Genomic DNA, 23,182 nt, shown 5'->3' with positions numbered 1-23,182 from the left:
CCTGGCCGCGATGATCGACCGGCTCTCCGCGGGCGATGTCGATGTGGTGATCGGAACCCGGTTCGGCGGGCAAATGGAAAGCCGGCCGCCCCTGCTGAAACGAATCGTGCTGCAGACCGCGGCCCGATTAAGCCGGCGGGGTCGCCGGCTCGGCCTGACCGATACCAACAACGGGCTGCGGGTGTTCAACAAGAAGGTGGCCGACGCCCTCAACTTCACCATGAGCGGCATGAGCCACGCCACCGAATTCGTCATGCTGATCGCCGAAAACCATTGGCGGGTAGCCGAAGAGCCGGTCGAGGTGCTCTACACCGAATACTCCAAGTCAAAGGGCCAGCCGCTGCTCAACGGCGTCAACATCATTTTCGACGGGTTCTTGCGAGGGAGGATACGGCGGTGAACTGGATCCAGGTGGTGCTGATCGGGTCGATCGTCGCGCTGCTGGTCTATTTACTGCGGTCGCGCCGCAGCGCGCGGTCACGGGCATGGGTCAAGATGGGTTACGTCTTGTTTGTGCTCGCGGCCATCTATGCAGTGCTGCGCCCAGACGACACCACTGTGGTCGCGCGCTGGTTCGGGGTGCGCCGCGGCACCGACCTGATGCTCTACGCGCTGATCATGGCGTTCAGCTTCACCACGCTGAGCACCTACATGCGGTTCAAAGACCTGGAGTTGCGCTATGCGCGATTGGCCCGCGCCGTCGCGCTGGAGGGGGCTCAGGCGCCGGAGGCGTGACACGCCCGATTCAAGACGCCGCGGTTTACGCGCTGTGACCAGACCGCCATGGCGGCGGCCTCGATGCCGTCAGCTACGCGAGTTCTCGGCCCGCCGACGTACATCTGTGAAGTCCCTGAGAGTTGCCGGCCTTCGCCGTATGCTGTTGCCGGGTAAGTGCTGGTTGCGAGGCCAGGAAAGAAGGTGCGCCGAATGCCGATCGAGTTCTGTTTGTTCGGCGACGTCTCGGTGCACGTCGACGGGCAGCGGCTCGATATTGGTCATGCACGGCAGCGGTGCGTGCTCGTCGCGTTGCTACTCGAAGTGAACCATCCGGTTCCGGTGGATCAGTTGATTGATCACGTGTGGTCGGATCGTCCACCACACCATGCTCGAAACTCGTTGGCCGGGTATGTGTCTCGACTGCGGAATCTGGTCGCTGACGCTGAGGGCGTAACATTCACTCGCCCGCCGGGGGGCTATGTCCTTGCTACCGACCCACTGGCAGTAGACCTGCACCGGTTCCGGTATCTGGTGCGTCAGGCTCGGGCCTGCCCGGACCCGCCGCAGGCCGCAGACCTGTTCGAGCATGCACTGAAAATCTGGAGGGGCGAACCGTTCCCGGCGCTGGACACTCCATGGATCAACGACGTGCGTAGCGCCCTAGTGGGCGAGCGGCTGTCGGTGGTGCTGGACCGCAACGACGCCGCACTCCGTGTTGGGCGCCACAGCGAGCTGCTGGTGGAATTGGCGGCAGCACATGCCGCACACCCGCTCGACGAACGTCTGGCAGGTCAGTTGATGCTGGCCCAATACCGCAGTGGGCGACAGGCAGCTGCGCTGAACACCTACCGGCAGATGCGCCAACAACTGGCCGAGGAACTCGGCGTCGACCCAAGTCCGTCGCTGGAGCAGGTGCATCAGCAGATTCTCTCCGGCGACCAAGTGTCGGGCGGTTCAACGACGCCCCACCTGGCGGTGGCCGATCGGCCGCATGCGGCGCTATTGCGGCGAGCGACCAGCTTCGTCGGCCACAAACCCGAACTGACCCGCGTGATAGAGGCGCTGGACGAGGGTCCACTGGTGACATTGACCGGGGTTGGCGGCGTCGGCAAGACACGACTTGCCCTCGAAGTCGCCCGCCGTGCGCAGAGTCGTTTCAGCGAAGGCGTATGGGTCTGCGAGCTAGCGCCGTTGGAACATCATGCAGCGGTGGCACACACCGTCGCGACAGCACTGCGTTTGCAGCAACAGCAGGGCCTGGGCATTGAAGACTCGGTGATCGAATATCTGCGCACCCGCGAAATCCTGCTCGTAGTCGACAATTGCGAGCATGTGGTGGAAGCGGTCGCCAAGCTGCTTGAGCAGATCATCCAACACTGCCCGAAAGTCGCGGTGCTGGCCACCAGTCGCCAACCGCTTGCTATCGACGGTGAGCGGATCGTGGTGGTCCCGCCGCTGACCGTCGCCGACGCCATTCAGTTGTTCGCCGATCGGGCCCGGGCCGGCCGGCCGGATTTTCAACTCCAGGATCAGCCGGCGGGCGCGGTCGCTGAAATCTGCCAGCGAGTGGATTGTCTACCGCTGGGGGTGGAGCTGGCAGCGGCGCGGATGCGCATGATGAGCAGCACCGATGTGGTTCGGCGCCTCGACACTCTTGGTGTGCTGCGCGGCGGCGCGCGTGGTGCGCTGCCCCGCCAACAGAGCCTGACAACCGCGATCGATTGGTCCTATCAGCTGCTGACCCACGCCGAGCAAGCGCTGTTCATCCGGCTCTCAGTGTTCGCCGGGTGCTTCGACCTCGACGCCACACATGGGGTCTGCGGCTCAAACGGCGATCTGGTGGAGGACACGCTAGAGCTGCTCACCGGTCTGGTCGACAAGTCGATGGTAGTGGTTCGCAGCGTTACCGACCGGACCCGCTACGTCGTCCTGGAAACCCTTCGGGCCTTTGCTCGGGAGCATCTACGCGGGGCCGGGCTCGCTGATGCCTACGCCATCCGGCATGTGACCTACTACACCGAACTCGCCGAGTGCGCCGCACGTGGCCTGCACGGCACCCAAGAGCGGGATTGGGTGGAGCGGATGATGCCCGACTACGACAACCTGCGGGCGGCGTTCGAGCGGGCCATGGCCGATGATGACAGCGACCTTGCGCTGCGCCTGGTTGCGGCATTGCCCGAGCTGGTCGGCCTCCGCATCGGTTACGAGATGGCCGAATGGGCCCAGCGCGTCATCGCCGTCGTCGAGCCCGAGCATCCGCTGTTCGCCACGGCTGTCGGCGTGGCCGCCCGCGGTGCCTGGACCCACGGCGATTATGCCCACGCGCGGGATCTGGTAGCCCTCGCACAGGGTCGGGTGCCGGCCCCTGGAACCGCACGCGTGGCCTACCCGGCTGACGTGCTGGCCGACGTGGCTTTCTTCGCGGGCGATATGCCGCGGGCCTTGCAGTACTGGCAAAACGAAGTGGTGCGCGCCCGTGCCGAAGCTGACCCGATCCGGCTGGTGTGGACGCTCTATGAGGTGGCGATTTGCTGCGGCGCACTGGGTACCCCGGAGCCGGGTTTAGCTGCGGCCCAGGAGGCGGTGTCGATCGCTGACCGCACCGGCAATCCGACAGCGCGCTCCATGGCCTATTTTGCGCTTGGCTATCTGCTCAAGAGGTCGCAGCCGGAGCGCGCATTGGCCCTCTTCGATGAGGCGGCGCAGCTGGCTGCGTCGGTACAGAATTTCTGGCACGGCGGCACCGCGTTGATGGCGGCAGCAGCAACCCGCGCTGTGCATGGCGATCCCATGGAGGCGGCCCGGATGTTCATCGAGGTGCTCGACCACTGGGACCGGGTCGGAGACTGGTTCGAGCAGCGGGCGGCGCTGCGCTACATCACCAGGTTGCTGGTTCGGCTGGGCGCCGACGACGATGCCGCCTTCCTGCATGGCGCATTCGTCAAGACGGGAATGCCTTCGCCGTTGCGCGAGGAGTCATTACAGCTGCTTATCGACCGCTTGGGGGCCGACCGCTTCCAGGCCCACAGCGCCGCTGTCACCGACGGCGCCACCATGGTCGCTCGGGCTCGCGCCAGCCTGTATCGCTTCGTCGCACCCGCAGCGTGAAGCTGTTGGCCGGGACGGAACCCGGCAGCGATAAGCGCATTTCATGATTCGTCAAGGCCTGCCGAACAGCTACCGCGCAGCTTGGGCGCATGTCTTTTGTGATCGCTGCACCGGAGCTGGTGGCTGCGGCGGCCGGGGATCTGGCGAGCATCGGAGCTGCCCTAGCCCAGGCGAATGCCGCAGCAGCGGCTCGGACTCTGGCGGTGCTAGCGCCGGCGATCGATGAGGTGTCGACGGCGATCGCGGCCTTATTCGGCGACCATGCCGCCACTTACCAGGCGCTCAGCGCCGAGGCGGCCGCGTTTCACGACCAATTTGTGCGCACCCTGCAGGCCAGCGCGAGCGCGTACGCGACCACCGATGTCGCCAATGCGGGGCAACAGCTGCTCACCGCCATTAACGCGCCCACCATGGCGTTGTTGGGCCGCCCGCTGATCGGCAACGGCGCCGATGGGACGCCGGGCACCGGTCAAAACGGCGGCGATGGCGGGTTGCTGATCGGCAATGGCGGCAACGGCGGGTCCGGCGGGACGGCCAGCGTCAATTCGCGGACGCGTGGCTTGCCCGGCGGCAACGGGGGGTCCGCCGGACTGATCGGCACTGGCGGGACCGGTGGGGCCGGCGGGATCGGCCAGCATGGAGGACCCGGCGGCACCGGTGGAAACGGCGGGCTGCTGTTCGGCCACGGTGGGGCAGGCGGGCCAGGCGCGAGTGGCGCCGGGCCCGCCGGCACCGGCGGCGCGGGCGGCGCCGGCGGGCTGCTATTCGGCAACGGCGGGCCGGGCGGTGCCGGCGGCGACTCGGTTTCTATCGGTGGCCACGGCGGCCAGGGCGGCCCCGCCGGGTCTATCGGCGACGGCGGGTCCGGCGGCGTGGGCGGGCGTGGCGGCTTGTCGGCCGGCCACGGTGGTGGTGGCGGCGGCGCCTGGCTTATCGGCGAGGGCGGGCGTGGCGGAGCCGGGGGGTTCGCCAACTTCCAGGCCGGTGCCGGGGGCGATGGCGGCGCCGGAGGGCTGCTGCTGGGCAGTGGCGGTGATGGTGGCGCCGGCGGCACCGCCAACGTCGGCACGGCCGGGGCAGGCGGTCATGGCGGCAGCGCCCGCGGGCTATTCGGCGACGGCGGTGACGGCGGACCCGGGGGGACCAGCTACCTCGACCCCAACCTCGAGGACCGCGGCTGGGACAAGCTGGGCGGGGCGGGCGGTGACGGCGGAGCCGCCGGCGTCTTCGGCCGGGGCGGCACCGGCGGCGACGGGGGCGACGGGCCGGCACGCGGCGGCGCCGGCGGCGCTGGTGGTGCCGGGGGGCGACTGTTCGGAAACGGCGGCGACGGTGGCCTCGGCGGGGTCGGCGGGACCGACGAAATCCCGCACGCCCCCATCGGCGGAGAAGATCTTCAGAGCCGAGACAGATTCGGCGGGGCCGGCGGCAACGGCGGCGCTGCTGGCTTGCTCGGCCGGGGCGGCACCGGAGGCGCCGGCGGCAGTGGGCCGGTACGCGGCGGCGACGGCGGTGCCGGCGGTTCCGGCGGACGATGGGTCGGCAACGGCGGCGACGGCGGCGCCGGCGGTACTGCCACCGAGGGCACAGCCGGAGCCGGCGGCAACGGCGGCAGCGCGGACGGGTGGTTCGGCCAGGGCGGGGCCGGCGGAGCCGGCGGACGCATCCGCCCCAGCCTGGTCGGTGCGGTCACCAGTGCCGGCAGGGGCGGTGACGGCGGTGCCGGCGGGCTGCTGGCCGGCAGCGGCGGCGCCGGCGGACAGGGCGGCAACAACACCGGCACCACGGGCGGCGACGGCGGCCGCGGCGGCCACGCACGCGGCCTGCTAGGTGACGGCGGCAACGGCGGCTATGCCGGATTGGGGCTGACACAGGGCCGCGGCGGCGACGGCGGTAACGGCGGGCTGCTGATCGGCAACGGCGGACACGGCGGCTGGGGTGCCGCCGGCACCAACTCCGTTGCCGGCGGGCGCGGCGGCGACGGCGGCAACGCCGGCGTGCTGTTCGGTTTCGGCGGCGACGGTGGGGACGGCGGAGCCAGCGGCGGCAAGGCCGGCGGCGGCCAGGGCGGAGCCGGCGGCCGCGGCGGTTTGGTGGGAGCGCCCGGCGCCGCGGGCGTGGACGGCTAACAAGCTCTTCACGGCATCGAAAAAAAGGTGTTAAAGTACACTGGTACTATTATCCGTCATGGCAACTATTTGATACGACAACCATCTGACACGACAACCCCGGAGGCATCATGCCCGAACGTGAAATCACCCCATCAGACGACGACCGCGACGAAAGCGCGTCGGAAAAGGACCTGCTGCCGTCCTAATGACCCAGGACTCCTCGGTCGAGCGCCACGTCGGCGAAATCGACGAGTTCGGCTACACCGTCGTCGAGAACGTCCTCGACGCTGAATCAGTCGCTGCGTATCTGGCGGATACCCAACGGCTGGAACGGGAGTTGCCGACCGTCATCGCCAACTCCACCACCGTCGTCAAGGGCTTGGCGTGGCCCGGTCTCAAGCCGGTCACCCGGGATGATCACGACTGGGTGCGCATCGACAATCTGCTGCTGCACGGCGCCCGCTACGAAGCCCTGCCGGTGCAGCCGAAATTGCTACCGGTGATCGAGGGCGTACTCGGACGGGACTGCCTGCTGTCCTGGTGCATGACCAGCAACCAGCTGCCGGGTGCGGTGGCCCAGCGCCTGCATTGCGACGACGAGATGTATCCGCTGCCGCGGCCACATCAACCGCTGTTGTGCAACGCGCTGATCGCGTTGTGCGACTTCACCGCCGACAACGGCGCCACCCAGGTTGTCCCGGGCTCGCACCGCTGGCCGGAGTATCCATCGCCGCCCTACCCGGAGGGCAAGCCGATGGAGATCAAAGCGGGTGACGCGCTGGTCTGGAACGGCAGCTTGTGGCACACTGCCGCGGCTAATCGCACCGACCAACCTCGGCCGGCGCTGACGATCAACTTTTGCGCGGGCTTCGTGCGCCAGCAGGTCAACCACCAGCTCAGCATTCCGCGCGAGTTGGTGCGCCGCTTCGAGCCGCGGCTGCAGGAGCTGATCGGCTACGGGTTGTTCGCCGGGAAGATGGGGCGCATCGACTGGCGCCCACCGGCCGACTATCTCGACGGCGACCGGCACCCGTTCCTGGACGCGGTAGCCGACCGCTTGGAGCGCCCCGCCACCCTCTGATCACACCTGCCGGAAGTACTCGACCGTGCGACGCACGCCGTCGGCGAGTTCAACTCGTGGACGCCAGCCCAAGACCCGCTCGGCCAGGCTGATGTCGAGGCAGGACCGCTTCAAATCACCCAACCGCGGCGGGTGAAATTCCGGGTCGTCGGGGCCGCCGACGGCGGCGGCCACCGCCGCATGCAGTTTGCGGTCGGATGTTTCTACCCCGGTGCCGATGTTGAACCGCTGCCCGCCGCCCGCGTCACCGGACGCCCGGATGAAGGCGTCCACCACATCGTCGACGTAGACGTAGTCGCGGGTGTTGGTGCCGTCGCCGAACACCTTGGTGGGCTTACCTGATAGCAGCGCCTGCGCGAAGATCGCCACCACACCGGCCTCACCGTGTGGGTCCTGGCGCGGGCCGTAGACGTTGGCCGGTGCGATATGCGAGCACTCCAGCCCGTACAGATGGCGGAAGGTGTTCAGGTAGATCTCGCCGGCGACCTTGCCCGCGGCGTAGGGCGAGGCCGGGTCGGTGGGCACGGTCTCGGGGGTCGGGTACTGCGGCGGGACGCCGTAGATGGATCCCCCCGACGAGGTGTGCACGATCTTGCGGACGTGTGTGTGCCGCGCCGCTTCGGCCAGCCGCACCGTGCCGATGACGTTGACCTCGGCATCGAATTGCGGATCTGCCACCGAATGCCGCACGTCGATCTGAGCGGCCAAGTGGAACACCACCTCGGGCCGATGCTGGTCGAGAATGGCGTGCAAATCCGCGGTCACGATGTCGGCCTCGACGAACAGGTGCGCCGGGTTGTCGGCGACGTGCTCGAGGTTGGTCGCCCGACCGGTGGCGAAATTGTCCAGCCCGACCACCGTGTGGCCGTCGGCCAGCAGCCGGTCGACTAGCGTCGATCCGATGAAACCGGCTGCCCCGGTAACGAGTGCGCGCACCGGCCCACCATACCGAGTGGCGCTGGCCGCGGCGGTGCTCATCACGGTCGCGTTGGGGGTTCGCGCGGCGTTGGCCTTCGGGGGCTACTTCTATTGGGACGATCTGATCCTGGTGGGGCGGGCGGGCACCCAGGGCCTGCTATCGCCTTCGTACTTGTTCGACGATCATGACGGCCATGTGATGCCAGGTGCGTTCCTGCTGGCCGGCGCTATCATCCGGGCGGCGCCTTTGATGTGGACCGGTCCGGCGGTCAGCCTGGTGGTGCTGCAGCTGCTGGCATGGCTGGCGCTGCTGCGCGCACTGCAGGTGATCCTCGGCTGGCGCCCGGTCCTGCTGATCCCGCTGACGTTTGCGCTGTTCACGCCGCTCGGGGTGCCCGGGTTCGCGTGGTGGGCGGCGGCGCTGAACTCGTTGCCGATGGTGGCGGCGCTGGCCTGGGTGTGCGCCGATGCGCTGCTGTTGGTCCGCACCGGCAACCAGCGCTACGCAATGACCGGCGTGCTGGTCTATCTCGTTGGACTGCTCTTTTTCGAAAAGGCCGCGGTGATCCCGTTCGTGGCGTTTGCGGTGGCCGCCCTGTTGTGTCACGTCGGCGGCGACCCCAGTCCGCTGCGCACGGTATGGCGAGCCGGCATCCGGCTATGGACGGCGTCGTCGGCGTTGACCGCCGCCTGGGTCGTCCTCTACCTGGCCGTGGTGAACCAGAAACGCTGGAGTTCGGACCTGTCGATGACGTCGCGGCTGCTGCTGCGGTCGCTCACCCATGGCATCGTGCCGGGGCTGGCCGGTGGGCCGTGGCACTGGGACCGATGGGCACCGGCCTCGCCGTGGGCTACTGCCCCGCCGGTGGTGATGCTCCTGGGCTGGTTGGTGTTGGTTGGGGTGGCTGCCGTGTCGCTGATCCGCAAGCGCCGCATCGGCGCGGTGTGGTTGACCGCGGCTGGCTATGCCGTCGCCTGCCAAGTGCCGATCTATCTGATGCGGTCGTCTCGGTTCACCGCCCTCGAATTGGCGCAAACACTCAGGTATTTTCCGGATCTCGTGGTGGTGCTGGCGCTGCTGGCGGCGGTGGCGCTCACCGCGCCGAACCGGCCGTCACCCGGGCTGGACGCCTCTCCGGCTCGCGCCGCGGTGACAATCATTGTGGCAACGTTGTTCCTGGCCAGCAGCCTGTATTCCACGGCGACGTTCCGGGCGTCCTGGCGCGACAACCCGGCCAAGCCGTATCTGCAGCACGCCGAATCCAGTTTAGCTACCGCACAACAAGATTCGAGCACTCCCCTACTGGATCAGGAGGTGGACCCGCTGGTGTTGCAACGGGTGGCCTGGCCGGAAAACCTGGCCAGCCATATGTTCGCCTTGCTGCGGGATCGACCCGAGTTCGCTACGGCGACAACACGATTGCGCATGTTCGACAGCTCCGGCCGGTTGATTGACGCGCGCGTGACCTGGGTCCGCACGATTGTGCCGGGGCCGACGCCGCGGTGCGGCTACTTCGTGCAGCCCGACCAGCCAGCGCGTCTCATCCTCGACGGTCCGCTGCTGCCCGCCGATTGGACCGTGGAGCTCAACTACCTGGCCAACAGTGACGGCTCGATGACGCTAGCGCTGTCCGACGGACCCGAGCGCAGGGTTCCGGTGCATCCCGGCCTCAACCGGGTGTACGCGCGGCTGCCCGGCGCCGGAGATGCGATCGCCGTGCGCGCCAACACCACCGCGCTGTCGTTGTGCATCGCGTTGGGCCCGGTGGGGTTCTTGGCGCCGGCCTAGCCACCTCATCTGAATTCGCCAACCTAAGATCTTCTATTCCCTTGAGGGCGTGGGTTGATCGCTGAGGTCGCCGAGCAGGTAACGCTGCAGGGTGGCGCCCAGATCGCCGGCGAGACGCTCGCGTGGATGACGCGCCAGCGGTTCGATTCCGACGATGCAGCGCGCCAGCGTAAGTCCGACGACTTGCGACATCACCAGCGCGGCGCGGTATTCGGCGTGGTCGGCGCTGAGGCCCTGGGCGATCGGGACGAGTAGCTGCCGGGTCAAGAAGTCACGTATGAGGCGGGCGGCGTGGGGTTCGGCGGTGGCGGCGCGCACCATACTGACGATGGGGCGCCTCCTGACCTCGTCGTCGAGGACGTCGAGCACTGCGGTTGCTAGCCGCGTGCCCGCGCAGCCGGAAGCGCCCCTGACGACATGGTCGATCAGCGCTGCCGGGTCAACCGGCAATTCAATGACAGTGAGGAAAAGGTCGAGTTTGGAGCCGAAGTAGTGGGTGACCAAGGCCGGGTCCACCCCGGCCTGCAGCGCTACTTTCCGCATCGAGGTGCGGTCATAGCCCAACTCGGCGAACTGTATGCGGGCGACATCCTCGATCACCATGCGGGTGGTATTGGGGCCCGGGCGGCGCCCAGTGTGCTTGACCGGATGCTTCACGCGAGCCGCTGTCCTTGACCCCTAGAATTCAGTACATACAGAATTCATTGTGTGCCGAATTATATCGAGGGGGTCGCTATGACGCCAGCACCAGTCGCCACTGCCGACGGCGGGCCGACGGCTCAGCCTCAGGTCCTGATCGTGGGGGCTGGTCCTTCAGGGCTGACTGCGGCGGTTGTACTGGCCACCCTTGGAGTGCGCGCTCGCGTCATCGACGCCGACTGCGGGCCAACCGAGCAATCCCGGGCCCTGGTTGTGCAGGCCCGCACGTTGGAACTGTGGAATACGCTCGGCGTGGCCGGGCGCGCGCTCGCCGAGGGCAAGGTGGTGACTGGGGCTGTCGCCTACTCCAACGGCAGGCTGCTCAACCACGGCTGCTCGTTGCTGAACTTCGCCGCCTTAGGCGCCGGCCAAACGCCCTACCCCTTCCTGCTGGTACTCGAGCAGAGCGCAACCCAGCGGCTGTTACTCGACACGCTTCACCACCTCGGCGGCACCGTGCACTGGGGCGTGCAGGCTCATTCTCTGCACCAGCACCACGGCCAGGTCGAGGTCACCCTGCGTCACCGCTCCGGTCACCAACTCGCGCAAACTGCGGAAACTATCCAGCCTTCCTGGGTAATCGGCGCCGACGGCGCCAGCAGCGCAACACGGCACGCCTTAGGCGTTGGTTTCGACGGCGGTTCCTACGAACAAGCCTTCTTTCTCGCCGACGTCGCAATGACCTGGGGCCATCCCCCCACCGCTTTGTATCTCGCACTCACCAACACCGGCACTTTCTTGTTCGTCCCCATGCCTACCGAATCCGGCAAGACACCCCGGTATCGAGTCCTGGGCTCGGTGACCCCTGACATGGCATCTCGCGACCCACTGACCATCACCGAGGTGCAGACCGCGATCGACCACCACGCCGGCGTGGCTGCGGCGGTTTCCGACGCGAAATGGGTGTCGCTGTATCGACTGCACCACCGCATGGCACACCGATTCCGGGCACACCGCGTGTTCCTCATCGGTGATGCGGCCCACGTCCACAGCCCAGTCGGTGGACAAGGCATGAACACTGGCATCCAAGACGCTTACAACCTGGCCTGGAAGTTGGCGTTGGTCATCGGTGGCCAAGCCAACGAAACGTTGCTCGACACCTATGGCGCCGAACGGATGCCCGTCGCCCGCAGACTGCTCAATGGCACCGACAAAACCTTCAATGTCCTGGTGTCGGATCGCAAACTGGTCCGCACCGCTCGCAGCATCGGTGCCCGGTTACTCCCCTTTGCCCTCCGCCATGCCACGCCGACCACCCAGCGACTGTTCGCCACCGTGTCGCAGATCGGGATCACCTACGCGACATCCGATTTGGCACGACGTCAAGACCGCCTCGGCCGCCCACACTCCGGTGACCGCGCGCCACACGCCGACTTCATCACCGGGCCGCGGGCCGGGATGAGCATTCTTAATCTTCTCACCGGGGCTCAACACCACCTGCTGCTCCTGGACAGATCCACGCCAGTGGTCCAGATCCCGGAATCAGTCAAGAACATCATCGCCAATCAATCGGTGACCCTCAAAGTCCACCTGATAGCCGCGCGGGAGACCCTGATCCATGACGCCTACGGCGTCGAAGAACCCACCGTTGTGCTCGTCCGCCCAGACGGTTACATCGCCTGGCGAGGCGCAGTCAGCGACACCGATGGGCTCGCGGCCTACCTATCGCACTGGTACCAACCTGCGCCGACGAACTAGCGGCAGCAGCTCCGTCGTCACCGCGGTGGAACGCTCGATGGGGCTGAAAGCCGCGGCCCTGCAGGCCGGACACGCCAGCAGCGAGATCACCCGGCGGCACTACGTCGAGCGGTCCGTGACGGTACCCGGCTACACCGCCGCCCTGGATGAGTATTCGCGCCCTATCCGCGCCCTTCAAGCCATCAAGCACGAACACGCGGGGTAATGACCTTGGCTGACCTGCAAAGACGGAGCCGCCTAGGAGAATCGAACTCCTGACCTATTCATTACGAGTGAATCGCTCTACCGACTGAGCTAAGGCGGCGGTGCCCGTTGGCGCCGTGGCACCGGGGCGGCACGAGTCTACGGCAGGAGAGGGGACCCACCCAAGTCCGCTGACGTCAACCGCGCAGTTCCTGACCGATGGTGGCCACCATGGCGTCGACGGCGAACTTGGGCTTGACGTTGATCGCCAGCGCTTCACGGCAGGCCAGTACCGCCTCGATGCAGCGCAACAGCCGCTCGGGTGTGGCATGCCCAGCCAGCGCAGCGACCCGCTCGGCCATATCCGGATGGTTGGCCCGCGCTGCAGTCGCGTGCGCCGACACCAGCAAGGCGTCCCTGAAGAAGCCCGCCAAGTCGATCAGTGCCCGGTCCAACGCGTCACGTGAAGCACGGGTTTGACGGGATTTCTGTCGCCGTTCGAGGTCTTTGATGGCACCCGCCGCGCCGCGCATCGCACCGGCGGTGCCTTTACCCGTGCCGCCGGCTCCTAGCGCGGTACGCAGCTCTTCGGTCTCGGCCTCGGCGCGGTCCGAGGTCAGCACCACCGCCTCAGTTTCGGCGGCCGCGACCAATTCCTCAGCGGCGGCGTAGGCCCGCGACGGCGTCGCGGCGTCGCGCACCAATCCCAGCGCCCGCTCCCGTCGCTGGCGGGCCTCCGCGTCGGTGGCCAGCCGCCGCGCCCTACCCACGTGCCCACCGCTGACGGAGGCCGCCCAGTTGGCGGTTTCGGAGTCCAGTCCGTCGCTGTCCACCAGCACCTGAGCGATCGTCGCGGTCGACGGCGTTATCAGCGCGACATGCCGACACCGGGACCGCAGCGTGACCGCGATGTCTTCGGGGTCCACCGATGGCGCGCACAGCAGGAACACAGTCGACGCGGGCGGTTCTTCTACCACCTTGAGCAGAGCGTTGGCGGCACCTTCGGTCAGCCGATCGGCGTCCTCGATGACAACGATCTGTCGATGCCCGGTGGTCGGCCGGCGCGACGCGATCTGCACGATAGCCCGCATCGCGTCGACGCCGATGGACAGGCCCTCGGGAACGACCCTGCGTACATCGGCGTGGGTGCCGGCCATCGTCGTCGTACAGGCCCGGCAGCGTCCACAACCCGGATCGCCGCTTTCGGGATCGCCGGTGCACTGCAGCGCGGCTGCGAAGCACAATGCCGCCACCGAACGCCCCGAACCCGGCGGGCCGGTGATCAGCCATGCGTGTGTCATATTCCCGTCGCCGGAATGGCTGTGACTCGTATCACCGCGGGCCGATCTGGCGGCCGCTAGTAGCACCGCTTTCACCGCTTCCTGGCCTACCAGGCGCGTAAACACACCGGACATCGTTGTCGACCCTATTAGGCGGGACCGACAGATACCTATTGGCCGCCGTTTCGCGACAATACCGTAATCTTCCGTCTTCTTTCGTTCACCTAGGACGACTTGCCGAGCCGCGCGGGAGTTTCCAACCCGTCCGCCCCGCCGGATACGGTGGGTTGATGGCTACCGCGGCGGCACTGCCCGGGCGGATCAATGCGTTCGTCCGGTGGGTGGTGCGCACCCCGTGGCCGGTGTTCTCGCTGAGCATGCTGCAATCTGACATTATCGGGGCGCTGTTCGTACTCGGCTTCCTTCGCTACGGCCTGCCGCCCCGTGAACAAATCGAGTTGGAGGACCTGCCACCGCTCAATCTGACCATCTTCATTACATCCGTGATCACCCTGTTCCTGGCCGGGTTCGCGTTGAATCTCAAACTGCTGGTACCGGTGTTCCGCTGGCAGCGCCGAGACAATCTGGTCGTCGAGACCGACCCGTCCACCACCGAGCTGGCCCGCAGCCGCGCGCTGCGTATGCCCTTCTACCGCACGCTAATTAGCGCCGGGTCGTGGGCCATCGGCAGTGTGGTCTTCATCGTGGCCAGCTGGTCGGTGGCCCGCCACGCTGCGCCCGTCGTAGCGGTCGCCACCGCGCTGGGTGCCACAGCGACCGCGATCATCGGCTACCTGCAATCCGAGCGGGTGCTGCGGCCCGTCGCTGTTGCCGCGCTGCGCAGCGGTCTGCCGGAAAACTTGCGGGCACCGGGCGTCATCTTGCGGTTGATGCTGGCCTGGGTGCTGTCCACCGGGGTACCGGTGCTGGCGATTGTGCTGGCGGTCGCGTCCGGCAAAATCGCCCTGCTGCACGCCTCAGCCGAAAAGCTGTTCAATCCCATCTTGTTGCTGGCGCTCGCGGCGTTGGGTATCGGGTCGGTCAGCACTTTGCTGGTAGCCATGTCGATCGCCGACCCGTTGCGCCAGCTGCGCTGGGCCCTGTCCGAGGTGCAGCGCGGAAACTACAACGCCCACATGCAGATCTACGACGCCAGCGAGTTGGGCCTACTTCAAGCGGGCTTCAACGACATGGTCCGCGACCTGTCCGAGCGGCAGCGGCTGCGTGACCTCTTCGGCCGCTATGTCGGCGAAGACGTGGCCCGGCGCGCCCTGGAGCGCGGCACCGAATTGGGCGGGCAGGAACGTGACGTCGCGGTGCTGTTCGTGGATCTGGTGGGGTCCACGCAGCTGGCCGCGACGCGACCGCCGGCCGAGGTGGTCCACCTGCTCAACGAGTTCTTCCGGGTGGTGGTCGATACCGTGGGCCGCCACGGCGGGTTCGTCAACAAATTCCAGGGGGACGCCGCGCTGGCGATCTTCGGCGCACCGATCGAGCACCCCGACGGCGCCGGCGCCGCCCTGTGCGCCGCGCGGGAGCTGCACGACGAGCTGCTACCGGTGCTGGGTTCGGCCGAGTTTGGCATCGGAGTATCCGCCGGCCGGGCCATCGCCGGACACATCGGCGCGCAAGCCCGCTTCGAGTACACCGTGATCGGCGACCCGGTCAACGAGGCAGCTCGACTCACCGAGTTGGCCAAACTCGAGGAAGGCCACGTGCTGGCGTCGGCCATTGCGGTCAGCGGCGCACTCGATGCCGAAGCCTTGTGCTGGGATGTCGGCGAGGTAGTCGAACTGCGCGGACGCGCCGCGCCGACACAGCTGGCCCGGCCGCTAAATTTGGCCGCGCCTCACCACGTTCCAGCGACATAGGCTGCTGACCACCTTCGCTGACGGCGCCGCGACGCGCCGGCGGGTCACCACCCCGGCCCGCATGACCTCCCACGAAACAATATCCGTTGGTAAAGGTTTTGATGGCGGTTACCTGAGGTACCACTCCAGGATCACAGTGAACGAAGGAGAGGAGAGCATTGTGAAATTCGCGAGAGCCGCAGCAATGGCAATCACCACTTTTGCCACGGCAGTGGGCGTCGGTTTTGCCGGCGCGTCATCAGCGTTGGCCACCGAAAATCCCCCGGTTCGAAATTTTGGGGCCGAGCACACCCTGGTCGATGCCGGTGGCGCGGTTATTCAAGGGATCACCGTCACCAATCTGCAACCCAGCAACGATCCCATCCCCTATCCGCAACGCCGTGGTGAGCTGTGGGAGGCAACCGCCACCATCAAGGCCATTCGGGGTACGGTCACGCCGATAATCCCCAACTTCAACGCGCGCGCCGCTAATGGTCAGAACTACCAGAACCTGGCTGGCGTGCCCACCGCGCTGGGGCTGCACCCGGGCGGTATCCCGCAAGGTGACGAAACCAACGGGAAGTTGTACTTCGATGTCGTGGGCCAACATCCAGACAGCGTCGTCTACAACGCTGGAGGTCGAGACCTGTTTATCTGGAAGTCATAAGTAGCCTATCGGGAAAGCGCCGGCAGCCAGTGGCTGCCGGCGCTTTTCATGACAGACAACCAAGATGACATTCTGGTTAGCCGCGCCTGGCAGCCTTTTTCGCCGGTGCCTTGCGGGCGGTCTTCTTCGCAGTCCGCTTGGCCGGGCCCCGGGCTCGTCGGTCGGCCAGCAGCTCGGCCGCGCGCTCGTCGGTGATGGTCGCCGCATCGTCGCCCTTGCGCAGGCTGGCGTTGGTCTCACCGTCGGTGACATAGGGCCCAAATCGCCCGTCCTTGATGACCATCGGCTTGCCCGAGGCCGGATCGGTTCCCAGCTCGCGCAGCGGCGGCGCAGATGCGCTCTGCCGGCCAACACGTTTGGGCTCCGCGTAAATCTTCAGCGCCTCATCGAGGGTGATGGTGAAGATCTGCCCTTCGGTGGCTAACGAGCGAGAATCCTTGCCGCGCTTAAGGTAGGGCCCATAACGTCCGTTCTGCGCGGTAATCTCCTCACCCGACGCTGGGTCTAACCCCACCACCCGCGGTAACGACAGCAACTGCAACGCGTCCTCGAGCGTGACCGTTTGCAGGTCCATGCTCCGAAACAGCGAACCCGTCCGCGGTTTGACCGCGGTGGTTTTCTTGCCCTTCTGCGCAGGCTCAGCTTCGGGCGGGGTCTCGGGAAGGACCTCGGTCACATAGGGTCCGTAACGCCCTTCCCGGGCGACGATCTGGTGACCGGTCTCGGGATCAACACCCAGCGCGCGTCCCTCTTGCGGTGTGGCGAACAGCTGTTCGGCCACTTCGAGGGTCAGCTCATCCGGGGTGAGCGAGTCGTTGAGGTTGGCGCGCTGCGGTGTCGGCTCCCCGTTGTCGCCGGTGATCGTGCGTTCCAAGTAGGGACCGTTCTTGCCTACCCGCACATAGACGGAACGACCGTGCTCGTCGTCGAAGAGCTTGATGGAGTTGACTTCTCGCGCATCGATGCCCTCAAGGTTGACCCCGACGAGTTTCTTGAGGCCCCCCGAGCGGGCGATCGAATGGGCCACACCGTGCTCGCCGCCGAAGTAGAAATTGTTAAGCCAATCGGTACGTCGCTCTTGGCCTGATGCGATCGCGTCGAGCTCGTCTTCCATGGCCGCGGTGAAGTCATAGTCAACCAGGCGGCCAAAATGCTGCTCAAGCAAACCTGTTACGGCGAAGGCAACCCAGGACGGCACCAGGGCGCTGCCCTTCTTGTGTACGTAGCCGCGGTCTTGGATGGTCTTGATGATCGAGGAGTAGGTGGACGGGCGGCCGATGCCCAGCTCCTCGAGCGCTTTGACCAGTGACGCCTCGGTGTAGCGCGCTGGCGGGTTGGTGGCGTGCCCGTCCGGTGTCAGCTCGATCGCAGCTAGTCGCTGGCCCGCAGTCAGATGCGGCAGTCGCCGCTCCGCATCGTCAGCCTCGCCGCCGACCAGTTCGTCCACGGTCTCCACATAGGCCTTCAGGAAGCCGGGGAAGGTCAGCGTACGCCCGGACGCGGAGAACACCACCTGTTGGTCTCCTGCGGCACCTTCGATCCGCAGGCTCAGCGTGGTCCCGCGCGCGTCGGCCATTTGGGACGCCACCGTGCGCTGCCAGATCAGCTCGTAGAGCCGGAAGTCATCAAGGTTGGGGCCGTCAAGTTCGCGGCGCACCGCGTCCGGGGTAGCGAATGTTTCGCCGGCGGGGCGGATGGCCTCGTGCGCCTCCTGGGCGTTCTTCACCTTCCGGGTGTATTGACGCGGCGAGGAGGCAACGTACTCCTCACCGTAAAGCTGGCGTGCCTGGGTGCGCGCGGCGTTGATCGCCGACTCCGACAGTGTCGTCGAGTCGGTACGCATATAAGTGATGTAGCCGTTCTCGTACAACCGCTGCGCGATGCTCATCGTCCGCTCGGAGGAGAACCGCAGCTTGCGGCCGGCCTCCTGTTGCAGTGTCGACGTCATAAACGGCGGATACGGCCGGCGAGTGTAGGGCTTTTCCTCAGCCGACGCCACGCGAAGTTGTGCGCCGTGCAGTTGAGCGGCCAACGCGGTAGCGCGGGCTTCATCTAGGACGACGACTTCGTCTACCTTGCGCAGCTGGCCCAGTGAGTCGAAGTCACGGCCGGTGGCTACGCGCCGGCCGTCCAGACTGGTCAGCCGGGCAGCGAAGGTGGGCGGCTGTGCCTTCGGGTCGGAGACGCTGGCATCCAGCGTGGCGACGACGTCCCAATACGACGCGCTGCGGAACGCCATCCGGTCGCGCTCGCGCTGCACGATGATGCGGGTGGCCACCGACTGCACCCGGCCGGCAGACAGCCGCGGCGCCACCTTTTTCCACAGCACCGGGCTGACCTCGTATCCGTACAGCCGGTCCAGGATGCGGCGGGTCTCCTGGGCGTCAACCAGGTCGATATCCAAGTCGCGCGGGTTCTCCGCGGCCTCGAGGATGGCCGGTTCGGTAATCTCATGGAAGACCATCCGCTTGACCGGTATCCGCGGTTTGAGGGTTTCCAGCAGGTGCCAGGCGATGGCCTCGCCCTCGCGGTCACCATCGGTGGCCAGGTAGAGCTCGTCGACGTCCTTGAGCAGGCCTTTCAGCTCGCTGACGGTGCTCTTCTTCTCGGGGCTGATGATGTAGAGCGGTTCAAAGTCGGCGTCGACATTGACTCCGAGCCGAGCCCATGGCTCGGACTTGTACTTAGCCGGCACGTCGGCAGCAGCCCGGGGCAGGTCGCGAATGTGGCCTCGCGAAGACTCGACGATGTACCTGGGTCCCAGGTAGCCAGCCAGTTTGCGCGCCTTGGTGGGCGACTCGACTATGACAAGTCGCCGGCCGCTCCCATTCTTACCGCTGCTGCGGCCCCTAGTTGTCGGGTCAGCCAACTGCGCTTACGCTCCATCTCTTCCTCGGCTCCCGGCGGAGCCGTCCCGCGAGCAAGGGCGCCCGGCCCGGTAGGCCAGCGTTCCCTCACCCGTGGGCACCTGACAATCTCGCACCCCTGGGCGCACCCGCGCAAACCGGCTATCGGAACGGCCGGCTGCTGCGGGCCCTCAGACCCGCGGCCACTGAGCCACCGCCTCGGGGTCGTCAGGCGGTTCCCCTACGTTTTCCACCAGGCGCGATAGCCTACGCCGGCCGCTGATCCGAAGCGCCGGCCGGGCACCTCTGGTGCCGATCAATGTGGGCGCGATGCCGACCCGCATCAGGGCCGACGCCAGCGGCGAATGAGTGTCGGGTGCGTGTGGATCCAGGCCCAGCAGGTAGCGGTCGGTCTCCGGGCTACCGGCCGCCAGCGTCCAGGCCCGCAGTTCCCGCGGCCCCGGCAGCCACCGTGACGGCACCATCTTGACCGCCCCACGCGTCCACTCGGCAGCGATCCTGCGCAGTCTCGGGTCCACTCCGGTGCGCACCAGGGGCGTGTCTTCCTCGGTGCGGGCAATCTCAGGTATCAAGCCGGCCTCATGCATCATCTCGGCCAGCGCTGCGGCGCGCCAAAGCTCACTCACCACCACCGACAGCCGGGCACCGGAATTGACCATGACGATCTGGCCCGAGGCGGCCAGCACTCCGGAAAGATCCTCGACCGCGGGCGGCACCGAATCCGCGGCAAAGAAGGAAAGCTGGCTCACCTCACCGACAGTAGGCCAGCGAGTCGATGCGCGGGTTCAGGCGTACGGCGCGGCGCCCGCGACGAAGAACAGCCCGAAAACGAAACCCCCCGGTCCGACCCGCTGTGCAGGACTGCGCCGGGGGGTTCGTCAGCATCTGCTCGGATCAGAGGGAGCGGACTCCGGTGGCCTGGGGGCCCTTAGGGCTGTGGCCGATTTCGAACTCGACCTTCTGGTTCTCTTCGAGGGTGCGGAAGCCCGAACCCTGGATCTCCGTGTAGTGGACAAAAACATCTGCGGAACCATCTTCGGGGGCGATGAAGCCGAACCCCTTCTCCGCGTTGAACCACTTCACAGTTCCCTGTGGCATTTCTTGATCTTTCCTTTTCTTCTGGGTGCGGGGCACCGCCTCTCGGCGCCCCGGGCCACGCTGCGACCGCCATACCTCGCAGAGTCGCCGGAACTTCACCCGACCGATAACCTCGCAGGAACCGCGGCCGTAACGTCGATCCTGCGAAAGTTTGACACGAACACAGAAGCTACGACCGCAACCAGTCAACCATGTTCGTCGCGTCGGCGACAGACTTGTATCGTCGACGACTTGTCGAAGGGTATCAAAATGGCGAGTTTCGGCAGCGATTTGCTCGCCGCTGCGCTCGCCGGTACCCCGCCCGGCGAACATCCGCTGCGCCACGTCGCCGAGCTACCGCCGCGGATGGGCCGACCAAGCGGTTGGCCGGAATGGGCCGAACCCGCCGTGGTTCGCGCTTTCGTCGACCGGGGCATCACCGCGCCGTGGTCGCACCAGATTGAGGCCGTGGAGCTGGCTCACCGGGGTCGTCATGTCGTCGTCAGTACCGGCACCGCGTCGGGAAAGTCACTGGCCTACCAACTACCCGTGCTGAACGTGCTGGCAACCGATTCACACGCCCGGGTGTTGTATTTGTCCCCGACGAAGGCGCTGGGCCACGACCAGCTGCGGGCTGCCTATGCGCTGGCAGCCGCCGTCCCGCTTGGTGACGTCGCCCCCACTGCCTATGACGGCGACACTCCCGCCGAGTTGCGTCGCTTTGCGCGGGAACGCTCGCGCTGGCTGTTCTCCAACCCGGACATGCTCCACTTGTCGATCCTGCGCAACCATGCCAAGTGGGCGGTGCTGTTGCGCCGGATTCGTTTCGTGATTGTCGACGAATGTCATTACTACCGAGGTGTTTTCGGATCCAATGTGGCAATGGTGCTGCGCCGGCTGCTGCGGCTTTGCGCCCGCTATTCGGCCGATCCGACGGTGATATTCGCCAGTGCGACAACCGATTCCCCCGGCGCGACGGCAGCCGAGCTCATCGGCCAGCCGGTCGCGGAGGTCACCCAGGACGGGTCACCCCAGGGGGAGCGCACGGTGGCGCTGTGGGAGCCCGCGTTGCGGACGGATCTGACCGGTGAACACGGTGCCCCGGTACGACGGTCGGCGGGCGCCGAGGCGGCGCGGGTAATGGCCGACCTGATTGTCGAGGGAGCACAGACTTTGACGTTTGTCCGGTCGCGACGCGCTGCGGAGCTCACTGCACTGGGAGCTCGGGCGCGCTTAGCAGACATCGCCCCGGAGTTGTCGGACACGGTGGCCTCATACCGGGCCGGCTACCTCCCCGAGGACCGCTCTGCGTTGGAGCACGCGTTAACTGAGGGTCGGCTACGCGGCCTGGCCAGTACTAACGCTTTGGAGTTGGGCATCGACATCGCCGGGTTGGACGCGGTGGTGCTGGCCGGCTTTCCTGGGACGGTTGCGTCGTTCTGGCAGCAAGCCGGCCGGTCGGGCCGACGCGGTCAAGGTGCGCTGGTAGTGCTAGTCGCCCGCGACGATCCGCTGGATACATATCTGGTTCACCACCCCGACGCGTTGTTGGGCAAGCCGGTCGAGCGCGTGGTAATCGACCCCAGCAACCCGTATCTACTCGGTCCGCATCTGCTTTGTGCAGCAACCGAATTGCCGCTCGATGAGGCTGAGGTCCGGTCGATGGGTGCGACGGAGGCGGCTGACGGCCTGGTTGAAGATGGACTGCTGCGCCGGCGGGCCGGCAGGTATTTTCCCACACCGGGCGTGGAACCTCATGCGGCAGTGGATATTCGGGGTTCTATCGGCGGTCAGATCGTTATCGTTGAGTCCGATACCGGCCGGCTGCTGGGTAACGTCAGTGCGGGGCAGGCCCCGGCCTGCGTCCATCCCGGGGCTGTGTACCTGCATCAAGGCGAGACCTATGTCGTCGACTCTTTGACTGCCGAGGAGGGCATCGCGTTCGTCCATGCCGAGGATCCCGGTTATGCGACATTCGCGCGGGAGGTAACCAACATCGTGGTTCGCGGTCCAGGGGAGCGCTCGACGTTCGGCGCCGTCGCCCTGGGCTTGGTGCCGGTGACCGTCACGCATCGAGTCGTCGGTTATCTGCGCCGCCGGCTCACCGGAGAAGTGATCGACTTCGTCGAGCTGGACATGCCGGAACAAGTGTTGCCCACCACCGCGGTCATGTACTCGGTCGACCCGGATGCCTTGGCCCGCATCGGCATTGACCAACCGCAGATTCCCGGCTCCTTGCACGCGGCCGAACATGCGGCCATCGCGCTGCTGCCGCTGGTGGCCAGCTGCGATCGCGGCGATATCGGTGGCCTCTCCACGGCGATCGGGCCCGACGGGCTGCCCACTGTCTTTGTCTACGACGGCTATCCGGGCGGAGCCGGGTTCGCCGACCGCGGATTTCGACAGGCGAGCATCTGGCTGGGCGCCACCGCCGCGGCCATCGAGGCCTGCGAGTGTCCCAGCGGATGTCCGTCCTGTGTGCAATCACCCAAGTGCGGCAACGGCAACGACCCGCTGGACAAGGCCGGCGCAGTGCGAGTGCTGCGGCTGGTGCTTAGGCAGTTGGATACCGGCTAAGCACCCGGCGGAGTCAATGGGAATCCGGCGCAGATCCCGACTATTGCTCCCACGCGCAGGCCTTGCACATTGGCGACCAACACCCTGGACATTGCCGGTAGCGAGTTACGTCCAGGTGCGTAACTTTGGCGGAAATTCACGTCATGGTGTGCGCGATGTGGTCCACTCTCACTCGCTACATCAAAGGCGATAGCTGTCGCCGGCCGGGTGCGTGCGGCGTGGCTACCGAGTTGTGGGAGGTCTCAGATGTCGTTTCTCATCGCGGTGCCCGAGGTATTGGGTTCGGCAGCAGTAGATTTGGCCGATATTGGCTCGACATTAAGTGCGGCCAACACGGCCGCCGCGGCGCAAACGACGGGGGTGCTGGCCGCCGCTCAAGACGAGGTGTCAGCAGCGATCGCGGCGCTGTTTTCCGGCCACGGGCAGACCTACCAGGCGCTCAGCACCCAGGCGGCGGCGTTTCACGCCCAGTTCGTGCAGGCGCTGACCGCCGGCGCAGGCGCCTACGCCGGCGCCGAGGCCGCCAGCGCTTCCCCGCTACAGCAACTGCTCAACGCGGT

The 23,182-nt window shown here is 66.7% G+C and carries 17 protein-coding genes, 1 tRNA gene and 1 pseudogene; 12 read left to right on the top strand and 7 right to left on the bottom strand.

Going from position 1 to position 23,182, the window contains the following annotated elements; translation table 11 throughout:
- The 5 genes and pseudogenes from F0Q45_RS13935 to F0Q45_RS13915 all read left to right on the top strand — a co-directional run.
- Positions 1-400: pseudogene (locus tag F0Q45_RS13935) on the top strand (glycosyltransferase family 2 protein); the annotation flags it as partial.
- The gene (locus tag F0Q45_RS13930) at positions 397-735 is read left to right on the top strand and encodes a DUF2304 domain-containing protein (protein WP_149654498.1); all 339 of its coding nucleotides are present in this window, start codon (positions 397-399) and stop codon (positions 733-735) included. The pseudogene F0Q45_RS13935 and the gene F0Q45_RS13930, both read left to right, overlap by 4 nt.
- Before the next feature lie 192 nt (positions 736-927).
- Positions 928-3,825 carry a BTAD domain-containing putative transcriptional regulator gene (locus tag F0Q45_RS13925; RefSeq protein WP_149654497.1) on the top strand — a complete coding sequence of 966 codons (2,898 nt, stop codon included), beginning with the start codon at positions 928-930 and terminating at the stop codon, positions 3,823-3,825.
- An 89-nt stretch (positions 3,826-3,914) separates the two neighbouring features.
- On the top strand, positions 3,915-5,954 hold the full coding sequence (locus F0Q45_RS13920; protein ID WP_149654496.1) for a PE family protein: 2,040 nt from the start codon (positions 3,915-3,917) through the stop codon (positions 5,952-5,954).
- A gap of 187 nt (positions 5,955-6,141) precedes the next feature.
- Positions 6,142-7,017: a phytanoyl-CoA dioxygenase family protein gene (locus F0Q45_RS13915; protein WP_149654495.1), complete on the top strand. Its 876-nt coding sequence runs from the start codon at positions 6,142-6,144 to the stop codon at positions 7,015-7,017.
- On the opposite strand, the gene F0Q45_RS13910 is transcribed toward F0Q45_RS13915, so the two are convergent.
- Positions 7,018-7,953, bottom strand: coding sequence for an NAD-dependent epimerase/dehydratase family protein (locus tag F0Q45_RS13910; protein WP_149654494.1), 936 nt, complete (start codon positions 7,951-7,953; stop codon positions 7,018-7,020).
- On the opposite strand from F0Q45_RS13910, the gene F0Q45_RS13905 reads away from it, so the two are divergent.
- Positions 7,919-9,724, top strand: coding sequence for a hypothetical protein (locus F0Q45_RS13905; protein ID WP_149654493.1), 1,806 nt, complete (start codon positions 7,919-7,921; stop codon positions 9,722-9,724). The two genes, F0Q45_RS13910 and F0Q45_RS13905, sit on opposite strands and share 35 nt — an antisense overlap.
- 33 nt (positions 9,725-9,757) lie before the next feature.
- On the opposite strand, the gene F0Q45_RS13900 is transcribed toward F0Q45_RS13905, so the two are convergent.
- Positions 9,758-10,381, bottom strand: coding sequence for a TetR/AcrR family transcriptional regulator (locus tag F0Q45_RS13900; protein ID WP_262491007.1), 624 nt, complete (start codon positions 10,379-10,381; stop codon positions 9,758-9,760).
- Positions 10,382-10,459: 78 nt separating this feature from the next.
- Here F0Q45_RS13900 and F0Q45_RS13895 point away from each other — a divergent pair, with 78 nt between their 5' ends.
- Positions 10,460-12,121, top strand: coding sequence for an FAD-dependent monooxygenase (locus F0Q45_RS13895; RefSeq protein ID WP_149654492.1), 1,662 nt, complete (start codon positions 10,460-10,462; stop codon positions 12,119-12,121).
- Positions 12,122-12,146: 25 nt separating this feature from the next.
- Entirely contained in the window at positions 12,147-12,326 is a 180-nt protein-coding gene (locus tag F0Q45_RS13890) for a hypothetical protein (protein ID WP_149654491.1), read from the top strand.
- A 26-nt stretch (positions 12,327-12,352) separates the two neighbouring features.
- Here the strand turns inward: F0Q45_RS13890 and F0Q45_RS13885 are convergent.
- Positions 12,353-12,425 (bottom strand) — tRNA-Thr (locus tag F0Q45_RS13885).
- Positions 12,426-12,501: 76 nt separating this feature from the next.
- Positions 12,502-13,719, bottom strand: coding sequence for a DNA polymerase III subunit delta' (locus F0Q45_RS13880; protein WP_149654490.1), 1,218 nt, complete (start codon positions 13,717-13,719; stop codon positions 12,502-12,504).
- Positions 13,720-13,874: 155 nt separating this feature from the next.
- On the opposite strand from F0Q45_RS13880, the gene F0Q45_RS13875 reads away from it, so the two are divergent.
- A complete protein-coding gene (locus F0Q45_RS13875; protein WP_149654489.1) occupies positions 13,875-15,455 on the top strand; it encodes an adenylate/guanylate cyclase domain-containing protein in 1,581 nt (526 codons plus the stop codon).
- Positions 15,456-15,615: 160 nt separating this feature from the next.
- Positions 15,616-16,101: an MPT63 family protein gene (locus F0Q45_RS13870; RefSeq protein ID WP_262491006.1), complete on the top strand. Its 486-nt coding sequence runs from the start codon at positions 15,616-15,618 to the stop codon at positions 16,099-16,101.
- Positions 16,102-16,177: 76 nt separating this feature from the next.
- On the opposite strand, the gene topA is transcribed toward F0Q45_RS13870, so the two are convergent.
- The 3 genes from topA to cspA form a co-directional block, all read right to left on the bottom strand.
- Entirely contained in the window at positions 16,178-18,970 is a 2,793-nt protein-coding gene (gene topA, locus F0Q45_RS13865) for a type I DNA topoisomerase (protein WP_149654488.1), read from the bottom strand.
- Positions 18,971-19,138: 168 nt separating this feature from the next.
- Positions 19,139-19,717, bottom strand: coding sequence for a hypothetical protein (locus F0Q45_RS13860; RefSeq protein WP_149654487.1), 579 nt, complete (start codon positions 19,715-19,717; stop codon positions 19,139-19,141).
- Between the two features lie 145 nt (positions 19,718-19,862).
- Positions 19,863-20,066: a cold shock protein CspA gene (gene cspA, locus F0Q45_RS13855; RefSeq protein WP_007772268.1), complete on the bottom strand. Its 204-nt coding sequence runs from the start codon at positions 20,064-20,066 to the stop codon at positions 19,863-19,865.
- A 249-nt stretch (positions 20,067-20,315) separates the two neighbouring features.
- Between cspA and F0Q45_RS13850 the strand changes: the two genes are divergently transcribed.
- Both F0Q45_RS13850 and F0Q45_RS13845 read left to right on the top strand, forming a co-directional pair.
- Positions 20,316-22,622: a DEAD/DEAH box helicase gene (locus F0Q45_RS13850; RefSeq protein WP_149654499.1), complete on the top strand. Its 2,307-nt coding sequence runs from the start codon at positions 20,316-20,318 to the stop codon at positions 22,620-22,622.
- Between the two features lie 246 nt (positions 22,623-22,868).
- Positions 22,869-23,182: PE family protein (locus F0Q45_RS13845; protein ID WP_149654486.1), on the top strand; the 314-nt coding region annotated here is incomplete at its 3' end.

The organism is Mycobacterium simiae, assembly GCF_008370645.1.
Taxonomy (GTDB): Bacteria; Actinomycetota; Actinomycetes; order Mycobacteriales; family Mycobacteriaceae; genus Mycobacterium; species Mycobacterium simiae_A.
The sequence above is the reverse complement of the archived record's forward strand: the minus strand, read 5'-3'. Positions and strand labels throughout refer to the sequence as shown.

Bases quoted from the DNA above. Each gene is read 5' to 3' on its own strand.
- F0Q45_RS13925 (WP_149654497.1), top strand. From the start codon at position 928: ATGCCGATCGAGTTCTGTTTGTTCGGCGACGTCTCGGTGCACGTCGAC.
- F0Q45_RS13920 (WP_149654496.1), top strand. From the start codon at position 3,915: ATGTCTTTTGTGATCGCTGCACCGGAGCTGGTGGCTGCGGCGGCCGGG.
- F0Q45_RS13915 (WP_149654495.1), top strand. From the start codon at position 6,142: ATGACCCAGGACTCCTCGGTCGAGCGCCACGTCGGCGAAATCGACGAG.
- F0Q45_RS13905 (WP_149654493.1), top strand. From the start codon at position 7,919: ATGAAACCGGCTGCCCCGGTAACGAGTGCGCGCACCGGCCCACCATAC.
- F0Q45_RS13895 (WP_149654492.1), top strand. From the start codon at position 10,460: ATGACGCCAGCACCAGTCGCCACTGCCGACGGCGGGCCGACGGCTCAG.
- F0Q45_RS13880 (WP_149654490.1), bottom strand. From the start codon at position 13,719: ATGTCCGGTGTGTTTACGCGCCTGGTAGGCCAGGAAGCGGTGAAAGCG.
- F0Q45_RS13875 (WP_149654489.1), top strand. From the start codon at position 13,875: ATGGCTACCGCGGCGGCACTGCCCGGGCGGATCAATGCGTTCGTCCGG.
- cspA (WP_007772268.1), bottom strand. From the start codon at position 20,066: ATGCCACAGGGAACTGTGAAGTGGTTCAACGCGGAGAAGGGGTTCGGC.
- F0Q45_RS13850 (WP_149654499.1), top strand. From the start codon at position 20,316: ATGGCGAGTTTCGGCAGCGATTTGCTCGCCGCTGCGCTCGCCGGTACC.